This window comes from Planomonospora corallina, assembly GCF_042650625.1.
Lineage (GTDB): Bacteria > Actinomycetota > Actinomycetes > Streptosporangiales > Streptosporangiaceae > Planomonospora_B > Planomonospora_B corallina.
Window position 1 is genome coordinate 104,458 of the sequence record NZ_JBHSBM010000040.1, and the last position, 26,651, is coordinate 131,108.

At 72.2% G+C, this 26,651-nt stretch carries 24 protein-coding genes; 18 read left to right on the forward strand and 6 right to left on the reverse strand.

What is annotated here, in order from left to right; genetic code table 11:
* Window positions 1-23: 23 nt before the first annotated feature.
* From ACFOWE_RS27320 to ACFOWE_RS27335, 4 genes are all read right to left on the reverse strand, one after another.
* Window positions 24-1,025, reverse strand: coding sequence for a COX15/CtaA family protein (locus ACFOWE_RS27320; RefSeq protein ID WP_377292758.1), 1,002 nt, complete (start codon window positions 1,023-1,025; stop codon window positions 24-26).
* Window positions 1,026-1,194: 169 nt separating this feature from the next.
* Complete coding sequence (locus ACFOWE_RS27325) at window positions 1,195-2,100, reverse strand: EamA family transporter (protein WP_377292760.1); 906 nt, start codon at window positions 2,098-2,100, stop codon at window positions 1,195-1,197.
* Window positions 2,101-2,188: 88 nt separating this feature from the next.
* Window positions 2,189-2,983, reverse strand: a complete 795-nt coding sequence (locus ACFOWE_RS27330) for an ABC transporter permease (protein WP_377292762.1) — start codon at window positions 2,981-2,983, stop codon at window positions 2,189-2,191.
* Window positions 2,980-3,888, reverse strand: a complete 909-nt coding sequence (locus ACFOWE_RS27335) for an ABC transporter ATP-binding protein (RefSeq protein WP_377292764.1) — start codon at window positions 3,886-3,888, stop codon at window positions 2,980-2,982. The genes ACFOWE_RS27330 and ACFOWE_RS27335 overlap by 4 nt, the downstream gene beginning before the upstream one ends.
* A gap of 329 nt (window positions 3,889-4,217) precedes the next feature.
* On the opposite strand from ACFOWE_RS27335, the gene ACFOWE_RS27340 reads away from it, so the two are divergent.
* The 18 genes from ACFOWE_RS27340 (at window position 4,218) to hisG (ending at window position 24,771) form a co-directional block, all read left to right on the forward strand.
* A complete protein-coding gene (locus ACFOWE_RS27340) occupies window positions 4,218-5,459 on the forward strand; it encodes a multidrug effflux MFS transporter (RefSeq protein WP_377292766.1) in 1,242 nt (413 codons plus the stop codon).
* A 105-nt stretch (window positions 5,460-5,564) separates the two neighbouring features.
* A complete protein-coding gene (locus ACFOWE_RS27345; protein WP_377293165.1) occupies window positions 5,565-6,284 on the forward strand; it encodes a helix-turn-helix transcriptional regulator in 720 nt (239 codons plus the stop codon).
* Window positions 6,281-7,693, forward strand: a complete 1,413-nt coding sequence (sufB, locus tag ACFOWE_RS27350) for a Fe-S cluster assembly protein SufB (protein WP_377292768.1) — start codon at window positions 6,281-6,283, stop codon at window positions 7,691-7,693. Before ACFOWE_RS27345 ends, sufB begins: the two co-directional genes overlap by 4 nt.
* Complete coding sequence (sufD, locus tag ACFOWE_RS27355; protein ID WP_377292770.1) at window positions 7,693-8,814, forward strand: Fe-S cluster assembly protein SufD; 1,122 nt, start codon at window positions 7,693-7,695, stop codon at window positions 8,812-8,814. The genes sufB and sufD overlap by 1 nt, the downstream gene beginning before the upstream one ends.
* Window positions 8,811-9,128, forward strand: a complete 318-nt coding sequence (locus tag ACFOWE_RS27360) for a Rieske (2Fe-2S) protein (RefSeq protein WP_377292772.1) — start codon at window positions 8,811-8,813, stop codon at window positions 9,126-9,128. The genes sufD and ACFOWE_RS27360 overlap by 4 nt, the downstream gene beginning before the upstream one ends.
* A gap of 41 nt (window positions 9,129-9,169) precedes the next feature.
* Window positions 9,170-9,901, forward strand: coding sequence for a Fe-S cluster assembly ATPase SufC (sufC, locus tag ACFOWE_RS27365; RefSeq protein ID WP_377293167.1), 732 nt, complete (start codon window positions 9,170-9,172; stop codon window positions 9,899-9,901).
* 72 nt (window positions 9,902-9,973) lie between these two features.
* On the forward strand, window positions 9,974-11,233 hold the full coding sequence (locus ACFOWE_RS27370) for a cysteine desulfurase (RefSeq protein WP_377292774.1): 1,260 nt from the start codon (window positions 9,974-9,976) through the stop codon (window positions 11,231-11,233).
* Window positions 11,234-11,306: 73 nt separating this feature from the next.
* Window positions 11,307-11,741 carry a Fe-S cluster assembly sulfur transfer protein SufU gene (sufU, locus tag ACFOWE_RS27375; protein WP_377292776.1) on the forward strand — a complete coding sequence of 145 codons (435 nt, stop codon included), beginning with the start codon at window positions 11,307-11,309 and terminating at the stop codon, window positions 11,739-11,741.
* Window positions 11,742-11,802: 61 nt separating this feature from the next.
* Complete coding sequence (locus ACFOWE_RS27380; RefSeq protein ID WP_377292778.1) at window positions 11,803-12,168, forward strand: metal-sulfur cluster assembly factor; 366 nt, start codon at window positions 11,803-11,805, stop codon at window positions 12,166-12,168.
* Window positions 12,169-12,534: 366 nt separating this feature from the next.
* Window positions 12,535-14,442, forward strand: coding sequence for a DEAD/DEAH box helicase (locus ACFOWE_RS27385; RefSeq protein WP_377292780.1), 1,908 nt, complete (start codon window positions 12,535-12,537; stop codon window positions 14,440-14,442).
* A 577-nt stretch (window positions 14,443-15,019) separates the two neighbouring features.
* On the forward strand, window positions 15,020-16,765 hold the full coding sequence (locus ACFOWE_RS27390; RefSeq protein WP_377292782.1) for an ABC transporter substrate-binding protein: 1,746 nt from the start codon (window positions 15,020-15,022) through the stop codon (window positions 16,763-16,765).
* Window positions 16,766-16,834: 69 nt separating this feature from the next.
* Window positions 16,835-17,830 carry an ABC transporter permease gene (locus tag ACFOWE_RS27395; RefSeq protein WP_377292784.1) on the forward strand — a complete coding sequence of 332 codons (996 nt, stop codon included), beginning with the start codon at window positions 16,835-16,837 and terminating at the stop codon, window positions 17,828-17,830.
* Window positions 17,827-18,723, forward strand: coding sequence for an ABC transporter permease (locus ACFOWE_RS27400; protein WP_377292786.1), 897 nt, complete (start codon window positions 17,827-17,829; stop codon window positions 18,721-18,723). The genes ACFOWE_RS27395 and ACFOWE_RS27400 overlap by 4 nt, the downstream gene beginning before the upstream one ends.
* Window positions 18,720-19,661: an ABC transporter ATP-binding protein gene (locus ACFOWE_RS27405; RefSeq protein ID WP_377292788.1), complete on the forward strand. Its 942-nt coding sequence runs from the start codon at window positions 18,720-18,722 to the stop codon at window positions 19,659-19,661. The genes ACFOWE_RS27400 and ACFOWE_RS27405 overlap by 4 nt, the downstream gene beginning before the upstream one ends.
* A complete protein-coding gene (locus ACFOWE_RS27410) occupies window positions 19,661-20,542 on the forward strand; it encodes an ABC transporter ATP-binding protein (protein WP_377292790.1) in 882 nt (293 codons plus the stop codon). The genes ACFOWE_RS27405 and ACFOWE_RS27410 overlap by 1 nt, the downstream gene beginning before the upstream one ends.
* 108 nt (window positions 20,543-20,650) lie before the next feature.
* Window positions 20,651-23,221 carry a glycosyl hydrolase 2 galactose-binding domain-containing protein gene (locus ACFOWE_RS27415; RefSeq protein ID WP_377292792.1) on the forward strand — a complete coding sequence of 857 codons (2,571 nt, stop codon included), beginning with the start codon at window positions 20,651-20,653 and terminating at the stop codon, window positions 23,219-23,221.
* 116 nt (window positions 23,222-23,337) lie between these two features.
* Window positions 23,338-23,601: a phosphoribosyl-ATP diphosphatase gene (locus ACFOWE_RS27420; protein ID WP_344863292.1), complete on the forward strand. Its 264-nt coding sequence runs from the start codon at window positions 23,338-23,340 to the stop codon at window positions 23,599-23,601.
* Window positions 23,602-23,925: 324 nt separating this feature from the next.
* Window positions 23,926-24,771: an ATP phosphoribosyltransferase gene (hisG, locus tag ACFOWE_RS27425; protein ID WP_377292794.1), complete on the forward strand. Its 846-nt coding sequence runs from the start codon at window positions 23,926-23,928 to the stop codon at window positions 24,769-24,771.
* A gap of 132 nt (window positions 24,772-24,903) precedes the next feature.
* On the opposite strand, the gene ACFOWE_RS27430 is transcribed toward hisG, so the two are convergent.
* The gene (locus ACFOWE_RS27430) at window positions 24,904-25,761 is read right to left on the reverse strand and encodes a siderophore-interacting protein (RefSeq protein WP_377292796.1); all 858 of its coding nucleotides are present in this window, start codon (window positions 25,759-25,761) and stop codon (window positions 24,904-24,906) included.
* Between the two features lie 246 nt (window positions 25,762-26,007).
* Window positions 26,008-26,508, reverse strand: a complete 501-nt coding sequence (locus tag ACFOWE_RS27435) for a MarR family winged helix-turn-helix transcriptional regulator (RefSeq protein ID WP_377292798.1) — start codon at window positions 26,506-26,508, stop codon at window positions 26,008-26,010.
* Between the last annotated feature and the right edge of the window lie 143 nt (window positions 26,509-26,651).

Genomic DNA, 26,651 nt, shown 5'->3' on the forward strand with positions numbered 1-26,651 from the left:
CGGGGCGGTCCGGGGTCATGAGGTCAGGCGGGCACCGCGGCGGGCACGGCCGCCGCGGTGGCGGGCGCGCCGACCGGGCCCCGGGAGCGCAGCGCGAAGACCACCCGGAACGTGCAGATCCACACCAGGGTGGAGCCGAGCACGTGCAGGCCGACCAGGAAGGCGGGCACGGCCAGGAAGTACTGGACGTAGCCGATGACGCCCTGGGCCAGCTCCACCGCCAGCAGCGTCAGCGCCGCCCGCCGCGCGGGCGCGGGGGCGCCCGTCACGTGGAGCGCGAACACCAGCGCGAACGTCAGCCCCACCACGAGGTAGGCGGCGTCGGCGTGGATCCTGGCCACCGTCTCGATGTCGAACGGGAAACGGGAGGCGATCACGTCGCCGGAGTGCGGGCCGGTGCCGGTCACCACCATGCCCGCCAGGATCAGCACGAGCACGGCGCCGGTCAGGACGTGCCCGAGCGTGCGGATGCGGGGATGGACCAGGGCGCGCGGCGGCGTGTCGCCCTCACCGGAGCGGGCGTACAGCGCGCAGGCCGCGGCGATCATGCCGACGGAGAACAGGAAGTGCACGTTCACGGTGACCGGGTTGAGCGCGCTGTGCACCACCACGCCGCCCCAGAACGCCTGCACGGCCACGCCGAACGGCTGGATCCAGGCCAGCCGGACCAGGTCGCGCCGGCGCTCCGGCTGCCGGAGCGCGGCGAGCACGCAGGCGACGGCCACGACCAGCACCAGGAAGGTCAGCAGGCGGTTGCCGAACTCGATCGCGGTGTTGAGCGGGGAGATCCCGTCGTGGGCGGCGGGGACGAAGCTGTCCGGGGTGCACCGGGGCCAGGTGGGGCAGCCCAGCCCGGAGCCGGTCACCCGCACCACCGCGCCCGTCACCGTGATGCCCGCGTTGACGACCACCGCGGCCAGGGCCCAGCGGCGCATGGAGGCGGGTGTGGGCGACCACACCGACGACAACACGGAGCGCGGCAGGGCGGTGGCGGAGGGGCGGGGCCGCTCAGGGAGCTGGTTCACGGCTCACATCGTAGGCGGCGGGGGCGGTGGTCCCTCCGCTGGCCCGGCCGTGCGGGGACCGGCCCGCCCGCGCGGGGCCGGGGTCCCGGCGCGGGCGCGTCGTCCGCGCCGGGCGGTGGGCGGCGGTGGGCGGTGGCGGGCGGTGGGCGCGGCCTTCCGGCGCCTTCCGTCAGCGTGACGAGCGGGTCGCGCCCACGCTGGCGACGACCACGCAGCCGATGGCGGCCCACTCGCGCGCGTGCAGGATCTCGCCCAGGACCAGCAGGCCGACGAGGGCGGCCGCGGCCGGCTCCAGGCTCATCAGGATGCCGAAGACCCGCTCCGGCATCCGGCGCAGCGCCTCCAGCTCCAGCGTGTACGGGATCACCGACGAGAGCAGGGCGACGCCCAGGCCGATCAGCAGCACCTCCGGCCGGAGCAGGTCGGCGCCGCCGCTGGCGATCCCGACGGGCGCGGCCAGCAGGCAGGCGACGACCATCGCGAACGACACGCCGCCGGTGCCCGGGAATCGCCGGCCCACCGCGGCCGAGAGCAGGATGTAGGCGGCCCAGCAGGCCCCGGCGGCCAGGGCGAAGCCGATCCCGGCCCAGTCCAGGCGGGAGGTCTCGCCCCAGGGCGCCAGAAGCGCGATGCCGGAGGCGGCCAGCACCACCCAGAGCAGGTCCAGCCGGCGCCGGGAGGCGGCCACCGCGACGCCGAGCGGGCCCAGGAACTCGATCGCGACCGCGATGCCCATGGGCAGCCGGGCCAGCGCCTCGTAGAACGACATGTTCATCAGGCCCAGCGCCGCGCCGAACGCGACCCCCACCCCCAGGTCGGCGCGGGTCAGCCCGCGCAGCCGGGGTCGGGCGACCAGGCACAGCACCAGCGCGCCCAGTCCGATGCGCAGGAGCACCACGGCGCTCGGCGGCAGCTGGGTGAAGAGCTCCTTGGCGAAGCCCGCGCCGATCTGCACCGACAGGATCGCCAGCATCACCAGGCTGGAGGGCGGGACCGCGCCCGTGGCGGCGCGGATCAGGGCTCCGGGGCCGCGCCGGCCCGGCCCCGAGGCTCCCGGCAGGGCGTCGGCGGTCACAGGCCCCCCTTTTTTTCAGGTGCTATCCAGACCTGCGCACCTTACTTGAGAGGGCGGGTCATTCCCAGCGGAAATTCGCGGGGCCGGGTCATTCCCAGCGGAACGTCCGCGATGCGAGACCCAGCGAGACCACCGCCCAGACCGCCAGGACGGCCGCGGAGGCGAGCGGGAAGGCCGCGCCGTCGGCCAGGACCGAGCGGAGCCCTCCGGTCAGCGCCGAGATGGGCAGCAGCTCCAGCACCGGCTCCACCCGGTCGGGGAAGAGCGAGAGCGGGAAGACGACCCCACCGCAGCCGAGCAGGACGAGGTAGACCAGGTTGGCCCCGGCCAGCGTGGCCTCGGCGCGCAGCGTGCCGGCCATCAGCAGGCCCAGCCCGCTGAACGCGGCGGTGCCGAGCACGACCAGCGCCAGGGCGGCCAGGGGGGAGCCGGCGGGCCGCCAGCCGAGCGCGAGCGCCACCCCGCAGATGACCGCGACCTGCACCGCCTCGACCGCGACCACCGCCAGCGTCTTGGCCAGCATGAGCCCGGCCCGGGAGAGCGGGGTCGCGCCCAGCCGCTTCAGCACGCCGTACCGGCGCTCGAAGCCGGTCGCGATGGCCTGCCCGGTGAAGGCCGTGGACATCACCGCCAGCGCCAGGACGCCGGGGGTCATGAAGTCCACCCGGGATCCGCCGCCGACGTCCACCAGGGGCGCGGCGGAGAAGCCGACGAGCAGCAGCACCGGGATGATCAGCGTGAGCAGCAGCTGCTCGCCGTTCCGGAGCGTCGCGCGGATCTCCGCCCCGGCCTGGGCCAGCACCATCGCCGGCAGCGGCGCGGCGCGGCCGGCGGGGGTCAGGTCGGGGCCCGCGGGCTTCGCGGGGTCGGCGGAGGTCGTCATCGCAGCTCCCGGCCGGTCAGTTCGAGGAAGACGTCTTCCAGGGTGCGGCGCTCGATGCTGAGGTCGTCGGCGGTGACGCCCTCGGCCGCGCACCAGGCGGTCACGGTCGCCAGCAGCTCGGGACCGACCTGCCCCTCGATGATGTAGTGCCCCGCGGGGGACTCCTTGGCGGCGCTGCCCGGCGGCAGCGCGGTGAGCAGCTCGTCGAGGGCGAGCCCGGGCCGGGCGCGGAAGCGCAGCTGCCGCTCGGCGCCGGTGAGCGAGGCGGGCGTGCCCTGGGCCACCACGCGGCCGTGGTCGATGACCACCACGTGGTCGGAGAGCTTCTCGGCCTCGTCCATGTGGTGCGTGGTGAGCACCACGGACACCCCGGCGGCCCGCAGGTCGTCCACCAGCTCCCAGCAGGCGCGGCGGGCCTGCGGGTCCAGCCCGGCGGTCGGCTCGTCGAGGAAGACCAGCTCGGGGCGGCCGATCACCGCCGCGGCCAGCGAGACGCGCTGCTGCTGGCCTCCCGAGAGCCTCCGGTACGGCGTGCGGGCGTGCTCGGTGAGGCCGAGCCGGTCCAGCAGCGCCGCCGGGTCGAGCGGGTCGGAGTAGAAGCGGGCCATCAGCCGGAGCCACTCCCCGCAGCGCATGGCCGGCGGCACGCCCCCGGACTGGAGCATCACGCCCACCCTGGCGCGCAGCTCCGGCCGGGCCGGGTCGAGCCCGAGCACGCTGACGGTGCCGCCGTCCGCGCGCCGGAACCCCTCGCAGATCTCGACGGTGGAGGTCTTGCCGGCGCCGTTGGGCCCCAGGACGGCGGTGACGGCCCCGCGGGCGGCGTTGAAGGTGAGGCCGTCGATCGCGGTCGTGCGGCCGTAGCGCTTGACCAGATCGATGATCTCGACGGCTGGGGAGTCCATGGCCACGAGTTTAGGGACTCCCCGGGGCGGTCCCGTTCGCGACCTTCCGCCCGGACCGCCCGTCCCCGGTAAAGGCTCGGGCGGACCCTGCCAAGTCATGCGATAGCTCCCAGATCAGCCCCAGATCAACCCAGGACCGGCCTCGGACCGGTTCCGGATGAACCCCGGACCGGCCCCGGACCGGTCCGGGCGCGGGCGCCCCCGCTCCGGAGACATCTCGTGGAAATCCCATATGCGGAATATCGGATGACCTGATCTCGTTAGGGTGCTCCGGCCCGGCAGGGCCCGCTGTGACCCGACTGTGGCCCGCAAGGAATGGGAGACCCCGGATGACCGCCGGCGCCGTACGACCGGAAGAGACCGTGCACCCGCCGGGACGGCGCAGGACGCTCCTGCTGCTCGTCCTCGGCGCGCTCTCGGCGATCGGCCCTCTCTCCATCGACATGTACCTGCCCGCGCTGCCCGCCATCGCGGGGGAACTGGGCACCGGCCAGGCGCAGGTGCAGCTCACCCTCACCGCCTGCCTCGTCGGCGTCGCCGTCGGCCAGGTCGTCGCCGGCCCGCTCAGCGACGTGCGGGGGCGCCGGATCCCGCTGCTGGTCGGGATCGTCGCCTACGCCGCGGCCTCGCTGCTGTGCGCGTTCTCGCCGTCGGTGTACGCGCTGGTCGGCTTCCGGCTGCTCCAGGGGATCGCGGGCGGCGCCGCGCTGGTGATCGTGCGCGCGGTCGTCCGCGACCTGTACGAGGGCGCCGCCATCGCGCGCATCTTCGCCACCCTGATGCTCGTCAGCGGGCTCGCGCCGATGCTGGCCCCGATCCTCGGCGCGCAGGTGCTCGCCCACACCTCCTGGCAGGGGATCTTCGCCGTGCTCAGCGCCATGGGCCTGGCGCTGCTGGCCGCGGCGCTCTTCGGGGTGCGCGAGACGCTCCCCGCCGACCGGCGCGAGGGCGGCGGACTCCGGCACACCCTGACCGCCTTCGGGCGGTTGCTGCGCGACCGCTCCTTCATGGCCGCGGCGCTCGCCGCCGGCCTGGGCTTCGCCGGCATGTTCGCCTACATCTCCGGTTCGTCGTTCGTGCTCCAGGAGGTGTACGGCGCCTCGGCGCAGACCTACTCCCTGGTCTTCGCGCTCAACGCGCTCGGCTTGACCGCCGCGGCGCAGGTCGGCGGGCGGCTCACCGGGAGCAGGCTGAGCCCCGAAGGGATGATCATGGCGGGTCTGCTCCTCTGCTTGGCCGGGGCCGGGGCCTCGGTCGCCGTCGCGCTGGCGGGCCTGCCGCTCGGGGCGCTGGTCGCCGCCCTGTTCGTGATGATGTGCGGTGCGGGCCTGGTCATCCCGGGCGGCGGCGCGCTCGCGCTGGCCGGACAGTCCCAGCAGGTCGCCGGGAGCGCCGCGGCGCTGGTGGGTGTGCTGCAGTTCGCGCTCGGCGGGCTGGCCGCCCCGCTGGTGGGGCTCGGCGCCGACGGCTCGGCCCGCGCGATGGCCTTCGTCCTGGCCGGCTTCGCCCTGGCGGCCCTGGTCGCCTTCACCCTCCTGCGGCGCGGCATCCGGGACGTTTCCGCAGGTTAGGTAAGCCTTTCCTGGGTGATGCATTGCATTGGCAATGAAGCGCCCTCCGGTTTGGCAGGCGGGAAGCAATTACGCCACACTGATGTTGTGAAATACGTGCCCCGGATGAAGGACGCCCAGGAAGCCGCCTCCGCGCGGCCCTCCGCCGTGTCCGCCGAGACCGGCACGCGCGCGCGCGTGGCCCGGCTCATCCTGGAGCACGGACCCATCACCGCCGCCGCCCTCGGCGAACGGCTCGGGCTCACCCCCGCGGCCGTCCGCCGCCATCTGGACGCGCTGCTCGCCGACGGGATGATCGAGCCCCGTACGGCGCGCCCGCGCGGCCAGCGCGGACGGGGACGGCCGGCGAAACTGTTCGCCATCACGGACGCCGGCCGCAGCGCCTTCGAGCACGCCTACGACGGCCTGGCCGGGAGCGCGCTGCGCTTCCTGGCCGACCGGCTGGGCGAGGAGGCGGTGACCGACTTCGCCCGTTCACAGGTGTCCGGCCTCGTCGGCCGCCTGCGGACGGCGATGCGGGACGTGCCCGCCTCCGAGCGGGTCCGTGTCCTCGCCGAGGCGCTCTCGGCCGACGGCTACGCCGCCTCGGCCAGCAGGGCGGCCCTCGGCGGTGAGCAGCTGTGCCAGCACCACTGCCCGGTGGCGCACGTGGCCGCGGAGTTCCCGCAGCTGTGCGAGGCCGAGACGGAGGCGTTCGCGCAGATCCTCGGCACTCCCGTGCAGCGGCTCGCGACCATCGCCCACGGCGACGGAGTGTGCACCACCCACGTGAGCCCGCCCCGTCCACAAACGATCGACGAAACGAGCAAGGAGACCGGAAGGTGACTGTCACCGACCGCCCGGAGCTGGAAGGCCTCGGGAATTACAAGTTCGGCTGGGCCGACTCAGATACGGCTGGCGCCGCGGCTCGCAGGGGCCTGTCCGAGGAGGTCGTCCGCAACATCTCCGCGCTCAAGAACGAGCCGGAGTGGATGCTGGACCTCCGCCTGAAGGGCCTGCGCCTGTTCGACAAGAAGCCGATGCCGTCCTGGGGCTCCGACCTGTCCGGCATCGACTTCGACAACATCAAGTACTTCGTGCGCTCCACCGAGAAGCAGGCCGCCTCCTGGGACGAGCTGCCGGAGGACATCAAGAACACCTACGACAAGCTCGGCATCCCCGAGGCGGAGAAGCAGCGCCTCATCGCCGGCGTCGCCGCCCAGTACGAGTCCGAGGTCGTCTACCACAAGATCCGTGAGGACCTCGAGGAGAAGGGCGTCATCTTCGTCGACACCGACACGGGCCTGCGCGAGCACGAGGAGCTCTTCAAGGAGTACTTCGGCACCGTGATCCCGGTCGGCGACAACAAGTTCGCCGCGCTGAACACCTCCGTCTGGTCGGGCGGCTCGTTCATCTACGTGCCGAAGGGCGTGCACGTGGAGATCCCGCTCCAGGCCTACTTCCGGATCAACACCGAGAACATGGGCCAGTTCGAGCGGACCCTGATCGTCGTCGACGAGGACGCCTACGTCCACTACGTCGAGGGCTGCACCGCGCCGATCTACTCCTCCGACTCGCTGCACAGCGCGGTCGTGGAGATCATCGTGAAGAAGGGCGCCCGCTGCCGCTACACGACCATCCAGAACTGGTCGAACAACGTCTACAACCTGGTCACCAAGCGCGCCGTGGCCTACGAGGGCGCGACCATGGAGTGGATCGACGGCAACATCGGCTCCAAGGTCACGATGAAGTACCCGGCCGTCTACCTCATGGGCCCGCACGCCAAGGGCGAGACGCTGAGCGTCGCCTTCGCCGGTGAGGGCCAGCACCAGGACGCCGGCGCCAAGATGGTGCACCTGGCTCCGCACACCTCCTCCACCGTCATCTCCAAGTCCGTCGCCCGCGGCGGCGGCCGCACCTCCTACCGCGGCCTGGTCCAGATCGAGGAGGGCGCGCACGGCAGCGCCAGCACGGTCAAGTGCGACGCGCTCCTGGTCGACCAGATCAGCCGCTCCGACACCTACCCCTACGTCGACGTCCGCGAGGACGACGTGGCGATGGGGCACGAGGCCACGGTCTCCAAGGTCTCCGAGGACCAGCTGTTCTACCTGATGAGCCGCGGCCTGGACGAGGACGAGGCGATGGCGATGATCGTGCGCGGCTTCGTCGAGCCGATCGCGCGCGAGCTCCCGATGGAGTACGCGCTGGAGCTGAACCGCCTGATCGAGCTGCAGATGGAAGGGGCCGTCGGCTGATGGGTCTGGAAACCAAGCCCCTGTCGAGCCTGCACGCGAAGTCGTCCTACGACCCGGCCGACTTCGGGGTTCCGACCGGCCGCGAGGAGGAGTGGCGCTTCACTCCGCTCTCGCGCCTGAAGGGCCTGCACGACGGGACCGCCGCCGTCACCGGCAACGTGCTGGTGACCGTGGACGCGGCCCCCGAGGCCACCGTGGAGACCGCCGGCCGCGGCGACGCCCGGATCGGGGCGGCCTACGTGCCCGAGGACCGGGTCAGCGCCCAGGCCTACGCCTCCTTCGAGAAGGCGACCGTGATCACCTTCCCGCGCGAGGCGGTGGCCTCCAAGCCGACCGTGATCACCTTCGCCGGCTCGGGCGAGGGCGCGGCCTACGGCCACACCGTCGTCGTGCTGGAGCCGATGGCCGAGGCCGTCGTCGTGCTGGAGCACACCGGCAGCGCGGTCTACGCCGACAACGTCGAGTTCGTCGTCGGCGACGGCGCCACGCTGAAGGTCGTCAGCCTCCAGGACTGGGCCGACGACGCGGTGCACGTCTCGCACCACCACGCCCAGCTGGGCAAGGACGCGACCTTCCGCAGCTTCGTCGTCACCCTCGGCGGCGACCTGGTACGGCTCTCGCCGTCGGTCTCCTACACCGCCCCCGGCGGCGACGCCGACCTGACCGGCCTGTACTTCGTGGACGCCGGCCAGCACCTCGAGCACCGCCTGCTGGTGGACCACTCCCAGCCCAACTGCAAGAGCAACGTGGTCTACAAGGGCGCGCTGCAGGGCGAGGACGCGCACGCCGTCTGGATCGGCGACGTGATCATCAGGGTCGAGGCCGAGGGCACCGACACCTACGAGCTCAACCGCAACCTGCTGCTGACCGACGGCGCCCGCGCCGACTCGGTGCCGAACCTGGAGATCCTCACCGGCGAGGTCGCCGGGGCCGGCCACGCCAGCGCCTCCGGCCGTCTGGACGACGAGCACATCTTCTACCTGCAGGCCCGCGGCATCCCGTTCGACGAGGCCCGCCGCCTGGTCATCCGGGGCTTCTTCGGCCAGCTCCTGGAGAAGATCGAGCTGCCCGAGCTCCGCGAGCGGGTCTCGGCCAAGGTCGAGGCGGAGCTGGAGCGGTGACGTTCGAGAAGGTCTGCGCGCTCGCCGACATCCCCGACGGAGGAGTGATCGGCGTCGAGGTCGGTGACACCCCCGTGGCCCTGGTCCGCAAGGGCGAGGAGGTGCACGCCCTGCACGACGTGTGCTCCCACGCCGAGGTCAAGCTCAGCGAGGGCGAGGTCTACGACGGCACCCTGGAGTGCTGGCTGCACGGCTCGTGCTTCGACCTGCGCTCCGGCAAGCCCACCGGTCCGCCCGCCATCAAGCCCGTTCCCGTCTACCAAGTGAAGATCGACGGCGACGACGTCCTCGTCTCGCTCTCGAAGGAGTCATAGTGTCTGATTCGAGCCGAGTCCGCTCGGGGTCCACTCTTGAGATCCGCGACCTGCAGGTCGCCGTCGAGGACAAGCAGATCCTGCGCGGTGTGAACCTGACCGTGAAGGCCGGCGAGACCCACGCCATCATGGGCCCCAACGGCTCCGGCAAGTCCACCCTCGCCTACGCGATCGCCGGCCACCCGAAGTACACCATCACCGGCGGCCAGGTGCTGCTGGACGGCGTCGACCTGCTGGAGCTGGGCGTCGACGAGCGCGCCCGGGCCGGCCTGTTCCTCGCCATGCAGTACCCGGTCGAGGTCCCCGGCGTCTCCGTCTCCAACTTCCTGCGCTCGGCGGTCACCGCGGTGCGCGGCGAGGCCCCCAAGCTCCGCGAGTTCGCCAAGGACCTGAAGGCCGGCATGGACGCCCTGTCCATCGACCCCGCCTTCGCCCAGCGCAACCTCAACGAGGGCTTCTCCGGCGGTGAGAAGAAGCGCCACGAGATCCTCCAGCTGGAGCTGCTCAAGCCGAAGATCGCCGTCCTCGACGAGACCGACTCCGGCCTGGACGTCGACGCGCTGCGCGTCGTCTCCGAGGGCATCAACCGCTTCCGCGCCACCGGCGAGACCGGCGTGCTGCTGATCACCCACTACACCCGCATCCTGCGCTACGTGAAGCCGGACTTCGTCCACGTCTTCGCCGCCGGCCGGGTCGTCGAGGAGGGTGGCCCCGAGCTCGCCGAGAAGCTCGAGGCCGAGGGCTACGAGCAGTACACCAAGGCGACCGCCTGAGAGACGGTGCGGGCCCGCCGGGCCCGCACCGCCGTCCCCCCGCCCAAGCGAACCAGGAGTGATGAGGGCTTGATGGACACCGAGTTCGACGTGGAGAGGATCAGGAAGGACTTCCCGGTCCTCTCCCGCGAGCTGCCCGGCGGCAGGCCTCTGGTCTACCTCGACTCGGGCAACTCCTCGCAGAAGCCCACCCAGGTGATCGAGACCATGCGCGAGCACCTGGCGATGCACTACGGCAACGTCGGCCGCGCGATGCACGTGCTGGGGTCGGAGTCCACCGAGGCCTTCGAGGACGCCCGCGACAAGGTCGCGGCCTTCGTCGGCGCGCCGAGCCGCGACGAGATCGTCTTCACCAAGAACGCCTCCGAGGCGCTCAACCTGGTGGCCTACGCCTTCGGCAACCCGATCGGCGCCGACCCGCGGTTCGCGCTGGGCCCGGGGGACGAGATCGTCATCTCCGAGATGGAGCACCACTCCAACATCGTGCCCTGGCAGCTGCTCGCGCAGCGGACCGGCGCGACGCTGAAGTGGTTCCCCGTCACCGACGACGGCCGCCTGGACCTGTCGGGCCTCGAGGAGCTGGTCACCGAGCGGACGAAGATCGTCTCGATCACGCACCAGTCGAACGTGCTCGGCACGGTCAACCCGGTGGACCTCGTCCTCGCCCGGGTCCGCCAGGTCGGCGCGCTGATGATGCTGGACGCCTCCCAGTCGGTCCCGCACAAGCCGGTCGACGTGGCCGCGCTGGGCGTGGACTTCCTGGCCTTCACCGGGCACAAGGCCGTCGGCCCGTCCGGGATCGGCGTGCTGTGGGCCCGGGCCGAGCTGCTGGAGGCGATGCCCCCGTTCCTGGGCGGCGGCGAGATGATCGAGGCGGTCTGGATGGACCGCGCGACCTACGCGCCCGCGCCGCACAAGTTCGAGGCGGGCACCCCGCCGATCGTCGAGGCCGTCGGCCTGGGCGCCGCGCTGGACTACCTGTCCTCCGTCGGCCTGGAGGCGATCGCCCGCCACGAGCGCGAGCTGACGGCCTACGCGCTGCAGGCGCTGCGCGAGATCCCCGGCCTGAAGGTGATCGGCCCCGAGGACCTGGTGGACCGCGGCGGTATCGTCTCCTTCACCGTCGCAGGCATCCACCCGCACGACATCGGGCAGATCCTGGACGACGAGTTCGGGGTGGCGGTGCGCGTGGGGCACCACTGCGCCCGCCCGCTCCACCTGAGGTTCGGGATTCCCGCCACCACGCGGGCGTCCTTCTACCTCTACAACACGACGGCCGAGATCGACGCCCTGGTCCGCGGCCTCCACCACGTGCAGAAGGTGTTCGCCTAGCCATGCCGGAGCCGTCGGGCCGGCGGGCGGGCGTCCCGCCGCGCGCAGCGAACGAGAAGGTGAACGCGAACCGATGATCGCCGAGTCCATGTACCAGGAGCTGATCCTGGAGCACTACAAGCACCCGCAGGGGCGCGGCCTGCGCGACCCCTTCGACGCCGAGGTCCACCACGTGAACCCGACCTGCGGTGACGAGATCACCATGCGGGTGAAGCTCGGCGACGGCGGCAAGGTCGAGGACGTCTCCTACGACGGGCAGGGCTGCTCGATCAGCCAGGCCGCCGCCTCCGTCCTGCACGAGCTGGCCACCGGCTCGACCGTGCAGGAGACGCTGGAGGTGGTGGACGAGTTCACCCGCCTCATGCAGGGCAGGGGCAAGGTCGAGCCGGACGAGGAGGTGCTGGGGGACGCGGTGGCGTTCGCCGGCGTCGCCAAGTTCCCGGCCCGGGTCAAGTGCGCGCTGCTGGCCTGGATGGCCTACAAGGACGCGGTCGCGAGGAGCGCGTGACGATGAAGCCGATCACGAACACGGAGTCCGTCCCGCTCGGACACCGCGAGGAGGAGGTCCGATGAGCAAGCCGGTGGAGACGCCCACCGGGGCGTACGACGGGGAGACGACGCTCGAGGAGGTCATGGAGGCCCTCAAGGACGTCGTGGACCCCGAGCTCGGGATCAACGTCGTGGACCTGGGTCTGGTCTACGGGGTCAACCTCGACCCCGCGGGGGAGGGCGCGGCGCCGGTCGCGACCATCGACATGACGCTGACCAGCGCGGCCTGCCCGCTCACCGACGTCATCGAGGAGCAGGCGCACTCGGCGCTCGACGGCATGGTCTCCGACGTGAAGATCAACTGGGTCTGGCTCCCGCCGTGGGGCCCGGACAAGATCACCGACGAGGGACGAGACCAGCTCCGCATGCTGGGCTTCAACGTCTGATCCCTCCCCGTACGCGGCCCGTGGCCTGTAGGCTGCGGGCCGCATGCGAAATGTGTGAGAGAATGCCCGTGCCGGGAAGAGATCCCCGGCGCGGAGCGTTGCTCCACCGTCGGACAAGCGCCCGCCCCACGGCGAGCGCCCCGACCGCCCCGGCACTGCGAACGCCGGGAATGCTTGATCGTGGTTTGACTGCGTGCGGGTAGGATTGACCCGCCCCGTGCGGTGCGCCTCGACTTGCACCGCACCACCGCCCCTCGACGCGGGCGTCGATCGAGCGCGGCCCGACCGGCCGCGCGCTCCAGGCTCGTCCTTTCGCAGAAGTGACGTGCCGCGTTCTTCTACCGAAAGGCACGACTCTTCGTGACCATGCTTGACGCTGCCCTGCCCGAGAACCTCGATCTCCCCGAGGCCGCTCCCGGCGTGTCCGAGTTCACCCTGCTGGGCCTGCCCCGGCCGCTGGTGACCGCGCTCGCCCGCCAGGGCATCGAGGCCCCCTTCCCGATCCAGCGGGCCACCATCCCCGACATCCTCTCCGGCATCGACGTGCTCGGCCGGGGCCAGACCGGCTCCGGCAAGACGCTGGCCTTCGGCCTGCCCATGATGACCCGCGTCGCCGGCGTCAAGGCCGCCCCCGGCCGCCCGCGCGCCGTCGTCCTGGTGCCCACCCGCGAGCTGGCCATGCAGGTGACCGACGCGCTCGAGCCCCTCGGCCGCGGCCTCTCCCTGCGCATGAAGACCGTGGTCGGCGGCATGTCCATGGGCCGCCAGATCGAGGCGCTCCGCCGCGGCGTCGAGATCCTCGTCGCCACCCCCGGCCGCCTCACCGACCTCATCCAGCAGGGCGAGTGCTCCCTGGCGGACGTCCAGGTGACCGTCCTGGACGAGGCCGACCACATGTGCGACCTCGGGTTCTTCCCGGTGGTCAGCGCCCTGCTGGCGCAGACCCCGGCCGGCAGCCAGCGCCTGCTGTTCTCCGCCACCCTCGACGGCGACGTGGACAAGCTCGTCAAGCGCTTCCTGGCGGACCCGGTGACCCACTCCCTGGCCCCGGCCACCTCCCCGGTGGACACCATGGAGCACCACCTGCTGGAGGTCCACCGCGACGACAAGTTCCCGGTGACCGCCGAGATCGCCAACCGCGAGGGCCGGACGATCATCTTCGTCCGCACCCAGCACGGCGTGGACCGCCTGTGCAAGCAGCTCGCCCAGGTCGGCGTGAAGGCGGGCGGCCTGCACGGCGGCAAGCGCCAGAACCAGCGCACCCGCATCCTCGCCGAGTTCAAGGAGGGCGCGGTCGACGTCCTGGTCTGCACCGACGTCGCGGCCCGGGGCATCCACGTCGACGGCATCAGCCTCGTGCTCCACGTCGACCCCCCGCAGGACCACAAGAGCTACCTGCACCGCGGCGGCCGTACGGCGCGCGCCGGGGAGAAGGGCACCGTGCTGACGCTGGTGCTTCCCAACGAGCGCCGCTCCACCGACGCGATGGCCCGCCGCGCCGGCATCAAGCCGTTCCGGCTCAAGGCCGCCCCGGGCCACCCGCGCCTTTCGGAGGTCGCCGGGGCCCGGCGGCCGAGCGGCGAGCCCATCCCGGTCTGGGAGCCCGCGGCCCCCGCCGCCAAGCAGCGTCCGCGCCGCGACGGCGGCGGAGGCCGGGGCCCGCGCCGCTTCCGCGACCGGTACGACGGCGAGGGCCGCGGTGAGCGCCCCTTCGGCGACGGCGGCTCCGGCGGCGAGCGCGGCGGGGAGACGGGCGGCCCGCGCGGCCGCTACCGCTCCGACCGTCCGGCCGGGTACCGGGGCGGGGAGCGGCGGGAGCCGTTCCGCGGCGACCGGCCCGGCGGGTTCCGGTCCGAGCGCCCGGCCGGCGAGCACGACTCCTTCCGCGGCGACCGCCACCAGGGCGGCGGATACCGCGGGGAGCGGCGGGAGCCGTTCCGGAACGGCGAGCGCCCCGGCGGACACCGCGCCGACTCCTTCCGCGGCGACTCCTTCCGCGGCGACTCCTTCCGGGGTGAGCGCTCCGGTGACTCCTTCCGGGGCGAGCGCTCCGGTGACTCCTTCCGGGGCGAGCGCTCCGGCGATTCCTACCGTGGCGACTCCTTCCGGGGTGAGCGCTCCGGCGAGTACCGCGGTGAGGCGTTCCACGCGGAGGGCCGCCCCGGCCAGGGCGACTTCCGGGGCGGCGAGCGCCGCTCCGGCGGCCCGCGCGGCGGCTTCCGCGGGAACCGCTCGTACGGCGAGCACCCCGGCGGCCCGCGCCGCGGTCACTGACGGCGGGCGGCCGGCTCCGGCCGCCCTCTGACGAGCACGCACCACCGGTGAGAGCCCGGCCCGGTCCCAGCGGACCGGGCCGGGCTCTTCGTATTCCGCCAGGTCACCGCGGAAACCCTGGTTGAACCGGTTAGGCGGTGTCGTGCCGGCCTCCCCGCCCGGTGGACGGGTACGGAGCATAAGGCCCGGGATCGGCTCCGCGCCCCCGCCTCGGCCCCGGGAGTCCCGGAGGCATCGGCGCTCCGGTCCGGCGGCGGAGTTGTGGGAGCGATCCCACCGGGGGAGCGGCGCGCCGTGCGTATCGAACATGTCACGGCTATTGACGGAGAGGTTAAGGGGAATCTACGTTCACCCTACTTATCCGGTTCAGTGCAGCCGGTGCAGGTGGTGCGGCGGGTGTCCCGCCCGCCGTGCCGCCGGCCGGGGATGCCCGCCACCGGGTGGCCCCTGTGCGGGGGTGGGCACCTCCGCACATGTGGGAGCGCTCCCAGGTCCGGGGGGCCGTGCCCCCCGGACCTTCCATCGGGGACTGTGACGACGTTCGTACCTCCGCCGCGGCGGGGGAAGGAGAGACACGATGCGAAACCGGGTGCGGATCATGGTCCCGCTCCTGGCGGCGGGCCTGGCCGCCGCCGCGTGCTCGACCGGGGGGGCCGCGCCGGCCACCCAGGGTCCCCAGGCGGCGAGCGCGCCGGCCACCGACGGAGGAGCGCTGCCCCGCAACGAGACGCTCTACACCAGCGGCACCCAGTGGGGGCCGCCCGCCAACTTCAACCCGCTGCGCGAGTGGGACTACGCGACCGGCACGGAAGGGCTGGTCTACGAGCACCTGTTCCACTTCGACGGCAACGCCGGCAAGCTGGTCCCCTGGCTGGCCGAGAGCGGCGCCTGGGTCGACGAGACGACCTACGAGCTCAAGCTCCGCCAGGGCGTCACCTGGTCGGACGGCAAGCCGTTCACCGCCAAGGACGTCGTGTTCACCTTCGAGCTCGGCAAGATGGAGACCGTCCCGTTCCACAACATCTGGGAGTGGCTGAAGAGCGCCGAGGCGGTCGACGACCACACCGCGCGCTTCACCTTCTCCAAGGCCAACTACCAGGAGTGGGACTTCCAGCTCTACAGCCGGGCGATCGTCCCGCAGCACGTCTGGGACGGACGCTCCGAGCAGGAGGTGCTGGACGGCGAGAACGAGAACCCGATCGGCACCGGCGCCTACACCTACAAGAGCCACGACCAGGACCGCGTCGTCTGGCAGCGCCGCGACGACTGGTGGGGCAAGACCGCGCTCAAGATGGAGCCCAAGCCCAAGTACATCGTCGACATCGTCAACTCCAGCAACGAGGTGGCGATGGGCCTGCTGCTGCAGAAGGGCATGGACCTCAGCAACAACTTCCTGCCCGGCGCGGCCAACCTGGTCAAGGGCAACTTCGGCATCACCACCTACTATCCCGAGCCGCCGTACATGCTCTCGGCCAACACCGCCTTCCTGGTGCTGAACACCACCAAGAAGCCGATGGACGACCCGGCCTTCCGCAAGGCCCTGGCCCACTCGATCGACCTCAAGAAGATCGTCGAGGGCGTCTACGGCAACCTGGTCAAGCCGGCCAGCCCGACCGGCCTGCTGCCCCAGTGGGAGCAGTACGTCGACCAGCAGGTCGTCGCCGACAAGGGCTTCACCTTCGACGTCGCCAAGGCCAAGAAGCTGCTGGCCGACGCCGGCTACAAGGACACCGACGGCGACGGGTTCGTGGAGAACAAGGACGGCTCGAAGATCGAGCTGGACATCATCGTGCCGTCCGGCTGGACCGACTGGATGGAGTCCATCCGGGTCATCGCGGCCGGCGCCAAGGAGGCCGGGATCAACATGACCCCCGACTTCCCGGACTTCAACGCCCTGGTCGACAAGCGTGGCAAGGGCGACTTCGACCTGCTGATCAACAACGAGCGGCAGCTGTCGAACACCCCGTGGACGTACTACGACTACATGTTCCAGCTCCCGGTCCGGAAGACGCAGAACACCGTCAACTTCGGCCGGTACGAGAACAAGAAGGTCTGGGAGCTGGTCCAGCAGCTCGACCAGGTCAAGACCGACGACGCCGAGGGCATGAAGAAGGTCATCTCGGAGATCCAGAAGATCCACCTGGACGAGCTGCCCATCATCCCGCTCTGGTACAACGGCCTGTGGTCCCAGGTCAGCAACGCGGCCTGGACGAACTGGCCCTCCTCGGCCGGCGGCACGCCCAAGACTCCGCCCACGATGTGGCGCAACTGGATGGAGCTGGGCGGCTTCGAGACGCTCACCCAGATCAAGCCGGTCTCCTGACCGCCTGACCGCGACCCCGCCTCCCTCCCGCGGGAGGGAGGCGGGTCCCTTTCACCGGGAGAGCTTCTCGTGCGTCGTTACTTCGGCAGGAAACTGCTGGTCTACGGGCTGACGTTCTTCGTCGCCGTCACGGTCAACTGGATGATCCCGCGGTTCATGCCCGGTGACCCCGTCTCGAGCATGATCGCCAGAGCGGGGGCGAGCAACCCCGGCGCCGTGGAGACCATGAAGGCCTACTACACCGGCCTCTTCGGCTTCGACCAGCCGCTCTGGAAGCAGTACCTGAACTTCTGGGGGGCGATGCTCCAGGGGGACTTCGGCATCAGCATCTGGGCTTTCCCCTCCCCGGTGGGCGAGATCATCCTGAACGCGGTGCCGTACACGCTGGGACTGATGATCCCGTCGGTGCTGCTCAGCTGGGTCGTCGGCAACTGGGCGGGCGCCTTCGCCGCGCGGCGGAAGCTGCTGGACAACACGGTGCTGCCGGTCGGCTACATCCTCACCGCCATGCCGTACATGTGGCTGGCGGTGCTGCTGGCCTGGTCGCTGGGGGCCGTCGCGGGGGTCTTCCCGGTCGCCGGCGGCTACAGCTTCTCGCTCCAGCCGAGCTGGTCGGCGGACTTCCTGCTCGACCTGCTCCACCACTGGACGCTGCCGTTCGCCTCCCTCTTCCTCGTCGCGCTCGGCGGCTGGGCGATCGGCATGCGCAACATGATCATCTATGAGCTCGAGTCGGACTACTCGAACTACCTGTCCGCGCTGGGGGCGCCGCAGCGGCTGATCCGCCGCTACGCCTTCCGCAACGCGGTGCTGCCGCAGATCACCGGCCTGGCCCTGCAACTCGGCGTGCTGGTGGCGGGCGCCCTGGTCACCGAGATCGTCTTCTCGTACCCGGGGCTGGGCAGCCTCATCCTCAAGGCCATCCAGAACCAGGACTTCTTCCTGCTCCAGGGCACGTTCATGTTCATCGTCCTCGGCGTGCTGATCGCCAACTTCATCATCGACATCGTCTACGTCGTGGTCGACCCGCGCACGCGGGCGGGAATGGCGGGTGTGCAGGCATGACGGCCCTCACCGAGACCCCCGCGGCCGAGGCCGCGCCCGGCGGCGGGGTGCGCCGCGAGGCCCTGTACTTCGCCCTCCGCAACGGCAAGCTCGTGACCGGCTTCGTCATCGTCGCGGCCCTGCTGCTGCTCGGCCTGGCCGGCCCGGCCGTGTTCGACCTCGCCGACCCCGGCGCCTACGGCACGCGGCCCATGTCGCCGCCCTCGGCCGAGCACTGGTTCGGCACCACGACGTTCGGCCAGGACGTCTTCGCGCAGTTCGTGTACGGCCTGCGGACCACCTTCGCGGTGGGCGCGCTCGGCGGCGGCATCGCGGCGGTCATCGCGATGGCGGTCGGCTTCACCGCCGGCTACCGGGGCGGGCTGGTGGACGAGATCCTCAACATGCTCACCAACATCGTCCTCGTCATCCCGACGCTGGCCGTCCTGCTGATCATCAACGCCTACCTGGGCATCCGGAGCGTCGCCGTGCAGGCGCTGTTCATCGGGCTCACCTCCTGGCCGTGGGCGGCGCGGGCGATCCGGGCGCAGACGTTCTCGCTGCGCACCCGCGACTTCGTCGCCCTGGCCCGGCTCAGCGGCTCGACCACCCGGAAGATCATCGTCCGGGAGATCGCGCCGAACATGAGCTCCTACCTGTTCATGACGTTCATCCTGCTCTTCGGCGGCTCGATCCTGATCGCCTCCTCGCTCGACTTCATCGGGCTCGGCCCCACCGAGGGCGTCTCGCTGGGGCTGATGCTGCAGAACGCCAACCAGTGGAGCGCGATGCAGCTCGGCCTGTGGTGGTGGTTCCTGCCCCCGGGAGCCGGGATCACCGCGATCGTCGGGGCCCTGTACGTGGCCAACGTCGGCCTCGACGAGGTCTTCAACCCGAAACTGAGGGAGACATGAGTCTGCGGGTCAGCGATCTGAGGGTGTACTACCGGACCCTCAAGGGCGACGTGAAGGCGCTCGACGGCGTCTCTTTCACGATGGACGACGGGGAGATCCTCGGCCTGGCCGGCGAGTCGGGCTGCGGCAAGACCACGCTGGGCAAGAGCCTCATCCGCATGGACGGCCGCATGCGGCACATGGGCGGCACGGTCGAGCTCGACGGGCGGGAGCTGCCCGTCGGCGACGACCGGCGGATGAACGACTTCCGCTTCCGCGAGGTCTCCCTCATCCCGCAGTACTCCATGAGCGCCATGAACCCGACCCGGAAGATCGGGAAGATGGTGGCCGAGCTGCTCCGCTCCCGGGGCGCCACCCTGGACCGCGGGGAGCTGGAGACCCGGCTGGAGCTGGTCGAGCTCCCCACCGAGGTGCTGGAGCGCTATCCCATCGAGCTGTCCGGCGGCATGAAGCAGCGCATGGTCATGGTCATCTCCACGCTGCTCGACCCGTCGCTGCTCATCGCCGACGAGGTCACCTCCGCGCTCGACGTCTCCACGCAGAAGGCGGTCGCCAGGGCGCTGCTCGGCTTCCGCGACGCCGGGTTCGTCAAGAGCATGATCTTCGTCACCCACGACCTCGCGCTCACCTCCCACCTCGCGGACACGATCATGGTCATGTACGCGGGGAAGCTGGCCGAGAAGGCGCCCGCCAGGACCGTCGTCACGGCGCCGCGCCACCCGTACACCAAGCTGCTGGTCGACTCGCTGCCCGAGGTCGGCGTGCGGCACGCCGACAAGAAGCTCGCCGGCATCGCCGGCAGCCCGCCCTCGCTGCTCGACCCGCCCGCCGGCTGCCGCTTCCGGGAGCGCTGCCCGATCGCCGGGGACGAGTGCGGGCAGGAACCGCCGGTGACCGAGGTCGGGCCCGGCCACCTCGTCGCGTGCTGGAGGGCCTGATGCTCCGACTCGACAACGTCACGAAGGTCTACAAGGTCGGGGCCTTCGGCGGGAAGACCTTCACGGCCGTGGACGGCGTGAGCTTCGACGTGCGCTCCGGCGAGGTCGTCTCCCTCATCGGGGAGAGCGGCAGCGGCAAGAGCACGATCGGCAAGATGATCCTCGGCCTGACCCCGGCCACCGGCGGGTCGATCACCCTCGGCGGCGCGCCCGTCAAGGCCGGCAGGGAGTACTACCGGCACGTCCAGGGCGTCTTCCAGGACCCCTTCAGCTGCTACAACCCGGTCTTCAAGGCCGACCGGGTCTTCCAGCTGATCAAGGAGTCCTACTACCCGGAGGTCTCCCGGGCCGACTGGGACGAGCGGGTGCGCACCGCGATCCGGGACGTGCGGCTCGACCCCGGCCAGGTCCTCGGCAGGTACCCGCACCAGCTCAGCGGCGGCCAGCTGCAGCGCCTGCTCATCGCCCGGGCACTGCTGCTGGAGCTCAAGCTGCTGGTCGCCGACGAGATCACCAGCATGCTCGACGCCTCCACCCGCATCGACGTGCTCAACCTGCTGGCCGAGCTCAAGGAGCGCGGCCTCGGCGTGCTGTACGTCACGCACGACCTGTCGCTCGGCACCTACCTGGCCGAGCGCACCGTGGTGCTCCGGCACGGCACGGTGGTCGAGATGGGCCTGACGGAGAAGGTCTTCGGCGACCCCCTGCACCCCTACACCCGGCAGCTGCTGGCCGCCGTGCCCCGGCTGCACGCCCCCTGGGAGGACGCCGAGCCCACCGTCACCTGCCACTACCACGCCGGCGGGGCGTCCGGCGGGCTCTTCGAGGCGGAACCCGGCCACTCGGTGGCCTGCGCCGGCCTCGCGGACTGCCCCCGATGACGAGCCCGGTGACGAGCCCGGCGAGCAGGCAGGGACCGGGCCGGGGACGTCCGGTGAATCCGGAGACCGGGCGCGCCCCGGCGACGCGCGACCGCTAAGGAGATCCACTTGAGTTCGTACCGTCCGCTGCACGACGGCTGGACCCTCACGGCCGTCTCGCGCGGCGTCGAGGTCACGGGCGTGCCGGCGAGCGTGCCCGGCTGCGTGCACACCGACCTGCTCGCCGCCGGGCTCATCCCCGACCCCTACCTGGACGACAACGAGACCCGGCTGGCCTGGATCGGCCGGACCGACTGGGTCTACGAGACCACCTTCGACTGGAGCGACGACGGGCACCAGCGGACCGACCTGGTCTGCGAGGGGCTCGACACGGTCGCCACGGTCCTGCTCAACGGCGTGCAGGTCGCCACGACGGCCAACCAGCACCGCTCCTACCGCTTCGCCGTGCGGCACCTGCTGCGCGAGGGCGCCAACACGCTGACCGTGCGCTTCGACTCGGCCTACGCCTACGCCGAGGCGCAGCGGGCCGCGCTCGGGGAGCGGCCGGGCGCCTACGCCGAGCCGTACCCGTTCATCCGGAAGATGGCCTGCAACTTCGGCTGGGACTGGGGGCCGACGCTGGTCACCGCCGGCATCTGGCGGCCGATCGGCCTGGAGTCCTGGAGCGGCGCCCGGCTGGCCGAGGTGCGCCCGCTGGTCACCCTGGAGGACGGCGCCGGCGGGCCGGCGGGGCGCGTGGCCGTGCACGTGCGGGTCGAGCGGGCGGCCGAGGAGCCGCTCACGCTCACCGCGCAGGTCACCGGGGCCGCCGGAAGCGCCGGGGCCGCCGGGGTGACCGCGCGGGCGGAGCTCCCCCCGGGCGGGCGGGAGGCCGTACTGGAGCTGACCGTGCCGGAGCCGGAGCTGTGGTGGCCGCGCGGGTACGGCGCCCAGCCCCGGTACGACCTGCTGGTACGGCTGGGCGACGGCGGCGGTCCGGACGGAGGGGGCCCGGACGAGGGCCCGGACGGCGGAGGAGGCCCGGACGGCGCTCTGGATAGCGCTCTGGACGGCGGTGCTACGGACGGCGGCGCTCCGGGTGCCGGCGGCGCGGGCGGCGGGCCGGCCCCGCGGCGCTGGCACGGCAGGATCGGCTTCCGCGCGGTCGAGCTGGACCGCGACGGCGGCGCCTTCACCGTGAAGGTCAACGGCGTGCCGGTCTTCGTCCGCGGCGTCAACTGGATCCCCGACGACTGCTTCCCGCACCGCGTCACCCGCGAGCGCCTGGCCGCCCGGTTCGCCCAGGCGACCGGGATGGGCGTCAACCTGCTGCGCGTGTGGGGCGGCGGCCTGTACGAGAGCGAGGACTTCTACGACCTCGCCGACGAGCTGGGCCTGCTGGTCTGGCAGGACTTCCCGTTCGCCTGCGCGGCCTACCCGGAGGAGGAGCCGCTGCGCTCGGAGGTGGAGGCCGAGGCCCGCCGGCACGTGGCCAGGCTGGCGCACCGCCCGAGCCTGGTGCTGTGGTGCGGCAACAACGAGAACATCGAGGGCCACGCCGACTGGGGCTGGCGCCGGGAGCTGGCCGGGCGGAGCTGGGGGGCGGGCTTCTACTACGGCCTGCTCCCGGCGGTCGTCGCCGAACTCGACCCGACCCGCCCCTACTGGCCGGGCAGCCCCTACTCCGGCGCGCCCGACCTGCCGCCCAACGATCCGGCGCGCGGCACGGTCCACATCTGGGACGTGTGGAACCGCGAGGACTACACCCGCTACGCCGCCTACACCCCCCGCTTCGTGGCGGAGTTCGGCTTCCAGGGGCCGCCGGCGTACGCGACGCTGCGCCGCGCCGTCGGCGGCGAGCTGGCCGCCGACGCGCCGCTGGTGCTCCACCACCAGAAGGCGGCCGACGGTGCCGCCAAGCTCCTGCGCGGACTGGGCGCGCACCTGCCGCAGCCGGAGGGCTTCGACGACTGGCACTACCTGACCCAGCTCAACCAGGCCCGCGCGATGGCCTTCGGCGTCGAGCGCTTCCGGGCGCTGGCCCCGCACTGCGCGGGCACGATCGTCTGGCAGCTCAACGACTGCTGGCCGGCCGTCTCCTGGTCCGCCGTCGACGGCGACGGCCGGCGCAAACCGCTCTGGTACGCGCTGCGCCGCGCCTACGCCGACCGGCTGCTGACCGTGCAGGACGGCGAGGTGGCGGTCGTCAACGACACCGCCGAGCCGTGGCGCGGCGAGCTGGAGCTGGTACGGCACGGCCTCGACGGCCGCCCGCTGGCCAAGGAGACCGTCCGGGTCGAGGCCGCCCCCCGCTCGGTGGCCCGGGTGCCGCTCCCGGAGACGGTCGGCGTGCCCGGCGACCCGGCCGGGGAACTGCTGGCGGCGCGGCTGGACGGGGTCCGCGCGCTGTCCTTCTTCGCCGAGGACGCGCGGGCGGCCCTCCCCGAGGCGGCCTACGACGCCTACGCCGAGCCGGTCGGGGACGGGTACCGGGTGACCGTGACCGCGCGCACGCTCGTGCGCGAGCTGGCCCTCTTCCCGGACCGGCTGGACCCGGACGCCCGGGTCGACGACATGCTGGTGACGCTGCTGCCGGGCGAGAGCGCGGTCTTCCACGTCGCCACCGGGCGGACGCTGGACGCGGAGCGGCTGCTGGCCGCCCCGGTCCTGCGCTGCGTGAACGAGGCCCACCCGGTGTGACCGGGACCCGCCCGCCTCTGAAGAGGCGGGCGGGTCCCGGTGGGTGGACATGCGCACGGCCACAGGGCACGGGCCATTAGGCTGGGTGCGCATATCCGACGACGCCGAGAGAGATCATGAAGACCTTCGAAGAGCTGTTCGCCGAGCTGTCCGACAAGGCGCGCACCCGCCCCGAGGGGTCGGGGACCGTGGCCGCGCTGGACGCCGGAGTCCATGCCATCGGCAAGAAGGTCGTGGAGGAGGCCGCCGAGAGCTGGATGGCGGCCGAGCACGAGTCGAACGAGCGGGCCGCCGAGGAGATCTCCCAGCTTCTCTACCACGTGCAGGTCCTCATGATCGCCAAGGGGATCGGACTGGACGAGGTCTACAAGCATCTTTGACGTCCTCCCGCGGTGGAAGACCGGGGATTCCAGCACCCGGCCTTCCGGCGGGCCTGTCGGTTCGCGGTTCACAGGCCGGGCAACCCCGAAGCCTCCCCGCGCGGACACGGCACGTCCTGCCGCGTTTCGAACAGAACAGACTGCGCATGCCCCGCTTGGCTCTCGCGGAACACCCTGACCCCACCGGACCTGACCGGATCGGACCGTGGAAAGCGGTAGTACTCCCTCCGCGGCCTGAAAGGGCGGCTCTTCAGTGAGCCGGTGTGCGGTTCCCGTGCTTTCACTGTGCAGACCCGACCCGTCCAGACAAGGAATCCTCCCGTCATGCTGCGTCTCGCCGTCCCCAACAAGGGCGCCCTCGCCGAGGGCGCGCAGACCGTCCTCAAGGAGGCCGGATACCGCGTCCGCAAGGACAGCAAGGAGCTCGTGGTCATCGACCCCGACAACTCCTGCGAGCTGTTCTTCCTGCGGCCCAAGGACATCGCCGTCTACGTCGGCGAGGGCACGCTGGACGCCGGGATCACCGGCCGCGACATGCTCTCCGACTCCGGCGCCCGGGTCGAGGAGATCCTCCCGCTCGGCTTCGGCCGCTCGACCTTCCGCTTCGCGGCCAACCCGGGGGAGTTCTCCTCCGTCGCCGACCTGAAGGGCAAGCGGATCGCCACCGCCTACGCCGGCCTGCTGGAGCGCTATCTCGCCGAGCAGGACGTCGAGGCCCGGGTGATCAAGCTGGACGGCGCGGTCGAGACCGCCATCCGGCTGGGCGTGGCCGACGCCGTCGCCGACGTCGTGGAGACGGGCACCACGCTGCGCAACATCGGCCTGGAGGTGTTCGGCGAGCCGATCGCCCGCTCCGAGGCCGTGCTGATCCAGCGGGTGGACGCGGTGGAGAGCCCGGCCCTGCGGCAGCTCGTCCGCCGCCTGCAGGGCGTGCTGGTGGCGCGCGACTACGTGATGATGGACTACGACATCCGCGCCGAGCGGATCGAGGAGGCCATCGCGCTGACCCCCGGCATGGAGGGCCCCACGGTCTCCCCGCTGCACCGGGAGGGCTGGGTCGCGGTGCGGGCCATGGTGCCCCGCACGGGGCACCAGCAGGTGATGGACCAGCTCTGGGAGCTCGGCGCGAAGGCCATCCTGGTCACCGCCATCTACGCCTGCCGCCTGTGAGGACCCGGCCCCGGAGGTGAGGTCCGGGGTCTTCGCCCGGCCGGGCCTCCGGCACGCCGTCGCCCGCGGGCCGGGACGGGAGCCCGCCCCGGCCGCGACGGCCGGGGCCGGGGAGCGCCGTGCGCGGGGACGTCAGGAGGCGGCGGACCGGGAGGCGAGCACGGCGGCTTCCTCCTCCTCGACCTGCCGGTTCCAGTCGCGCTTGGAGGACTGCCAGCCGTCCTCGTTCCGGCCGAGCCGCCAGTAGCCGGAGATGGACAGCGCCGAGAGCGGGATCCCGCGCTCGGTCCGCAGGTGGCGGCGGATCTCCCGGACGAAGCCGGCCTCGCCGTGCACGAAGGCGTGCGGGTCGCCGGCGGGGAAGTCCAGTGCGCGGACCGCGGCGACCAGCCGCTCGCCGACCGGCGCGCCGCCCCGGTGGATCCAGGTGAGCTCCACGTCGCCGGGGGAGTCCAGCGGCTGCTCCTCCTCCGCCCCGGCCACCTCCACGAACACGTGGGCCCTGGCTCCGGCGGGAAGGCGCTCCAGGGAGGCCGCGATGGCGGGCAGCGCGCTCTCGTCACCGGCCATCAGGTGCCAGCCGGCCTCGGGGGAGGGGGCGTAGGCCCCTCCGGGGCCGAGGAACCAGATCTCCTCTCCCGGCCGGACCCGGGCCGCCCACGGCCCGGCCAGGCCGCTCTCACCGTGGTGGACGAAGTCCAGCGTGAGCTCGCAGAGGTCCGGGTCCCAGGCGCGGATCGTGTAGGTCCGGGTGGTGGGCCACTGCTCGCGGGGGAGGTCGTTGCGGATCGCCTCCAGGTCGAACGGCTGCGGGTACGTCACCCCCGGGGGAGCGAACAGCAGCTTCACGTAGTGGTCGGTGAACTCGCCGGCGGGCAGGTCCCGCAGACCCTCGCCGCCGAGCACCACCCGGACCATGTGCGGGGTGAGCCACCGGGTGCGCACCACCTCGCCGCGCCTCGCCCGGCGGACGGGCCTGCCTTCTGCCATGTGTGCTCCCCACGAGATCAAATTAGGTAAGGTATGCCTAATTTCTAGCATATGCCCCGGGCGTGTTCCGCCGCCATGGCGGTCCCGGTTCCCCGCGCGGATGGACCGAAACTCAGGGGGTGGGGGGCGGGAGGAGCGAGCGGGGAGGCGGGTGGGGGCCGCGGTCCGGAGCCGCGGAAGGCCGGAGGCCGGGGTCGGGCGCCGGGGTCGGGCGCCGGGCTCAGGGGCCGGGGTCAGGGGCCGGGGTCAGGGGGCGGGCCAGCCGAGGGGGTGGTCGCCGCCCACCGGTGGTTCGCCGCCCGCCCGGGTGAAGGCGGTCATCGCCGAGACCAGGGCGCGGCACTGCCCGGGCGACATCCGCGAGACGATCGCGGTGATCTCCTCGTAGCGGCGCGCCGTCACCTCGTCGACCGTGCGCCGCCCGGCCGGAGTGAGCCGGATCAGGCTCTCCCGCCGGTTGTGCGGGTTGACCTCGCGCGCGACCAGTCCCGCCGCGGCCAGCCGTTCGGCCATCCGCGTCGCGGTCGAGGGGTTGACGCCGAGCCGCTCGGCCAGCGTGACGAGCTTGGTCTCCCCGTGGGTGGCCAGGACGACGAGCATGCGGAACTGGGGCAGCGTGACCCTGTCCTCGACGGCGCCGAGGGAGCGGGCGGCGATGGCGACCAGCAGCCGCGAGCCGGTCAGGACCGCCGAGGTCACGGCGGCCAGTTCCTCGCCGCTCAGCTGTTCCGTCCGCTGCTCCGTCACAGGCACCGTTTCTACACGGTCCGCCGCATGCATGAACCACCGCGCAGGGGGAAGAGAAGGTCCGCCCCGGGGCGCCCGGACCCGGTACGGCCGGCCCTCCGGCCGTCACACCCCCGCCCCCGCGCCCTCATCCATGCCCTCGG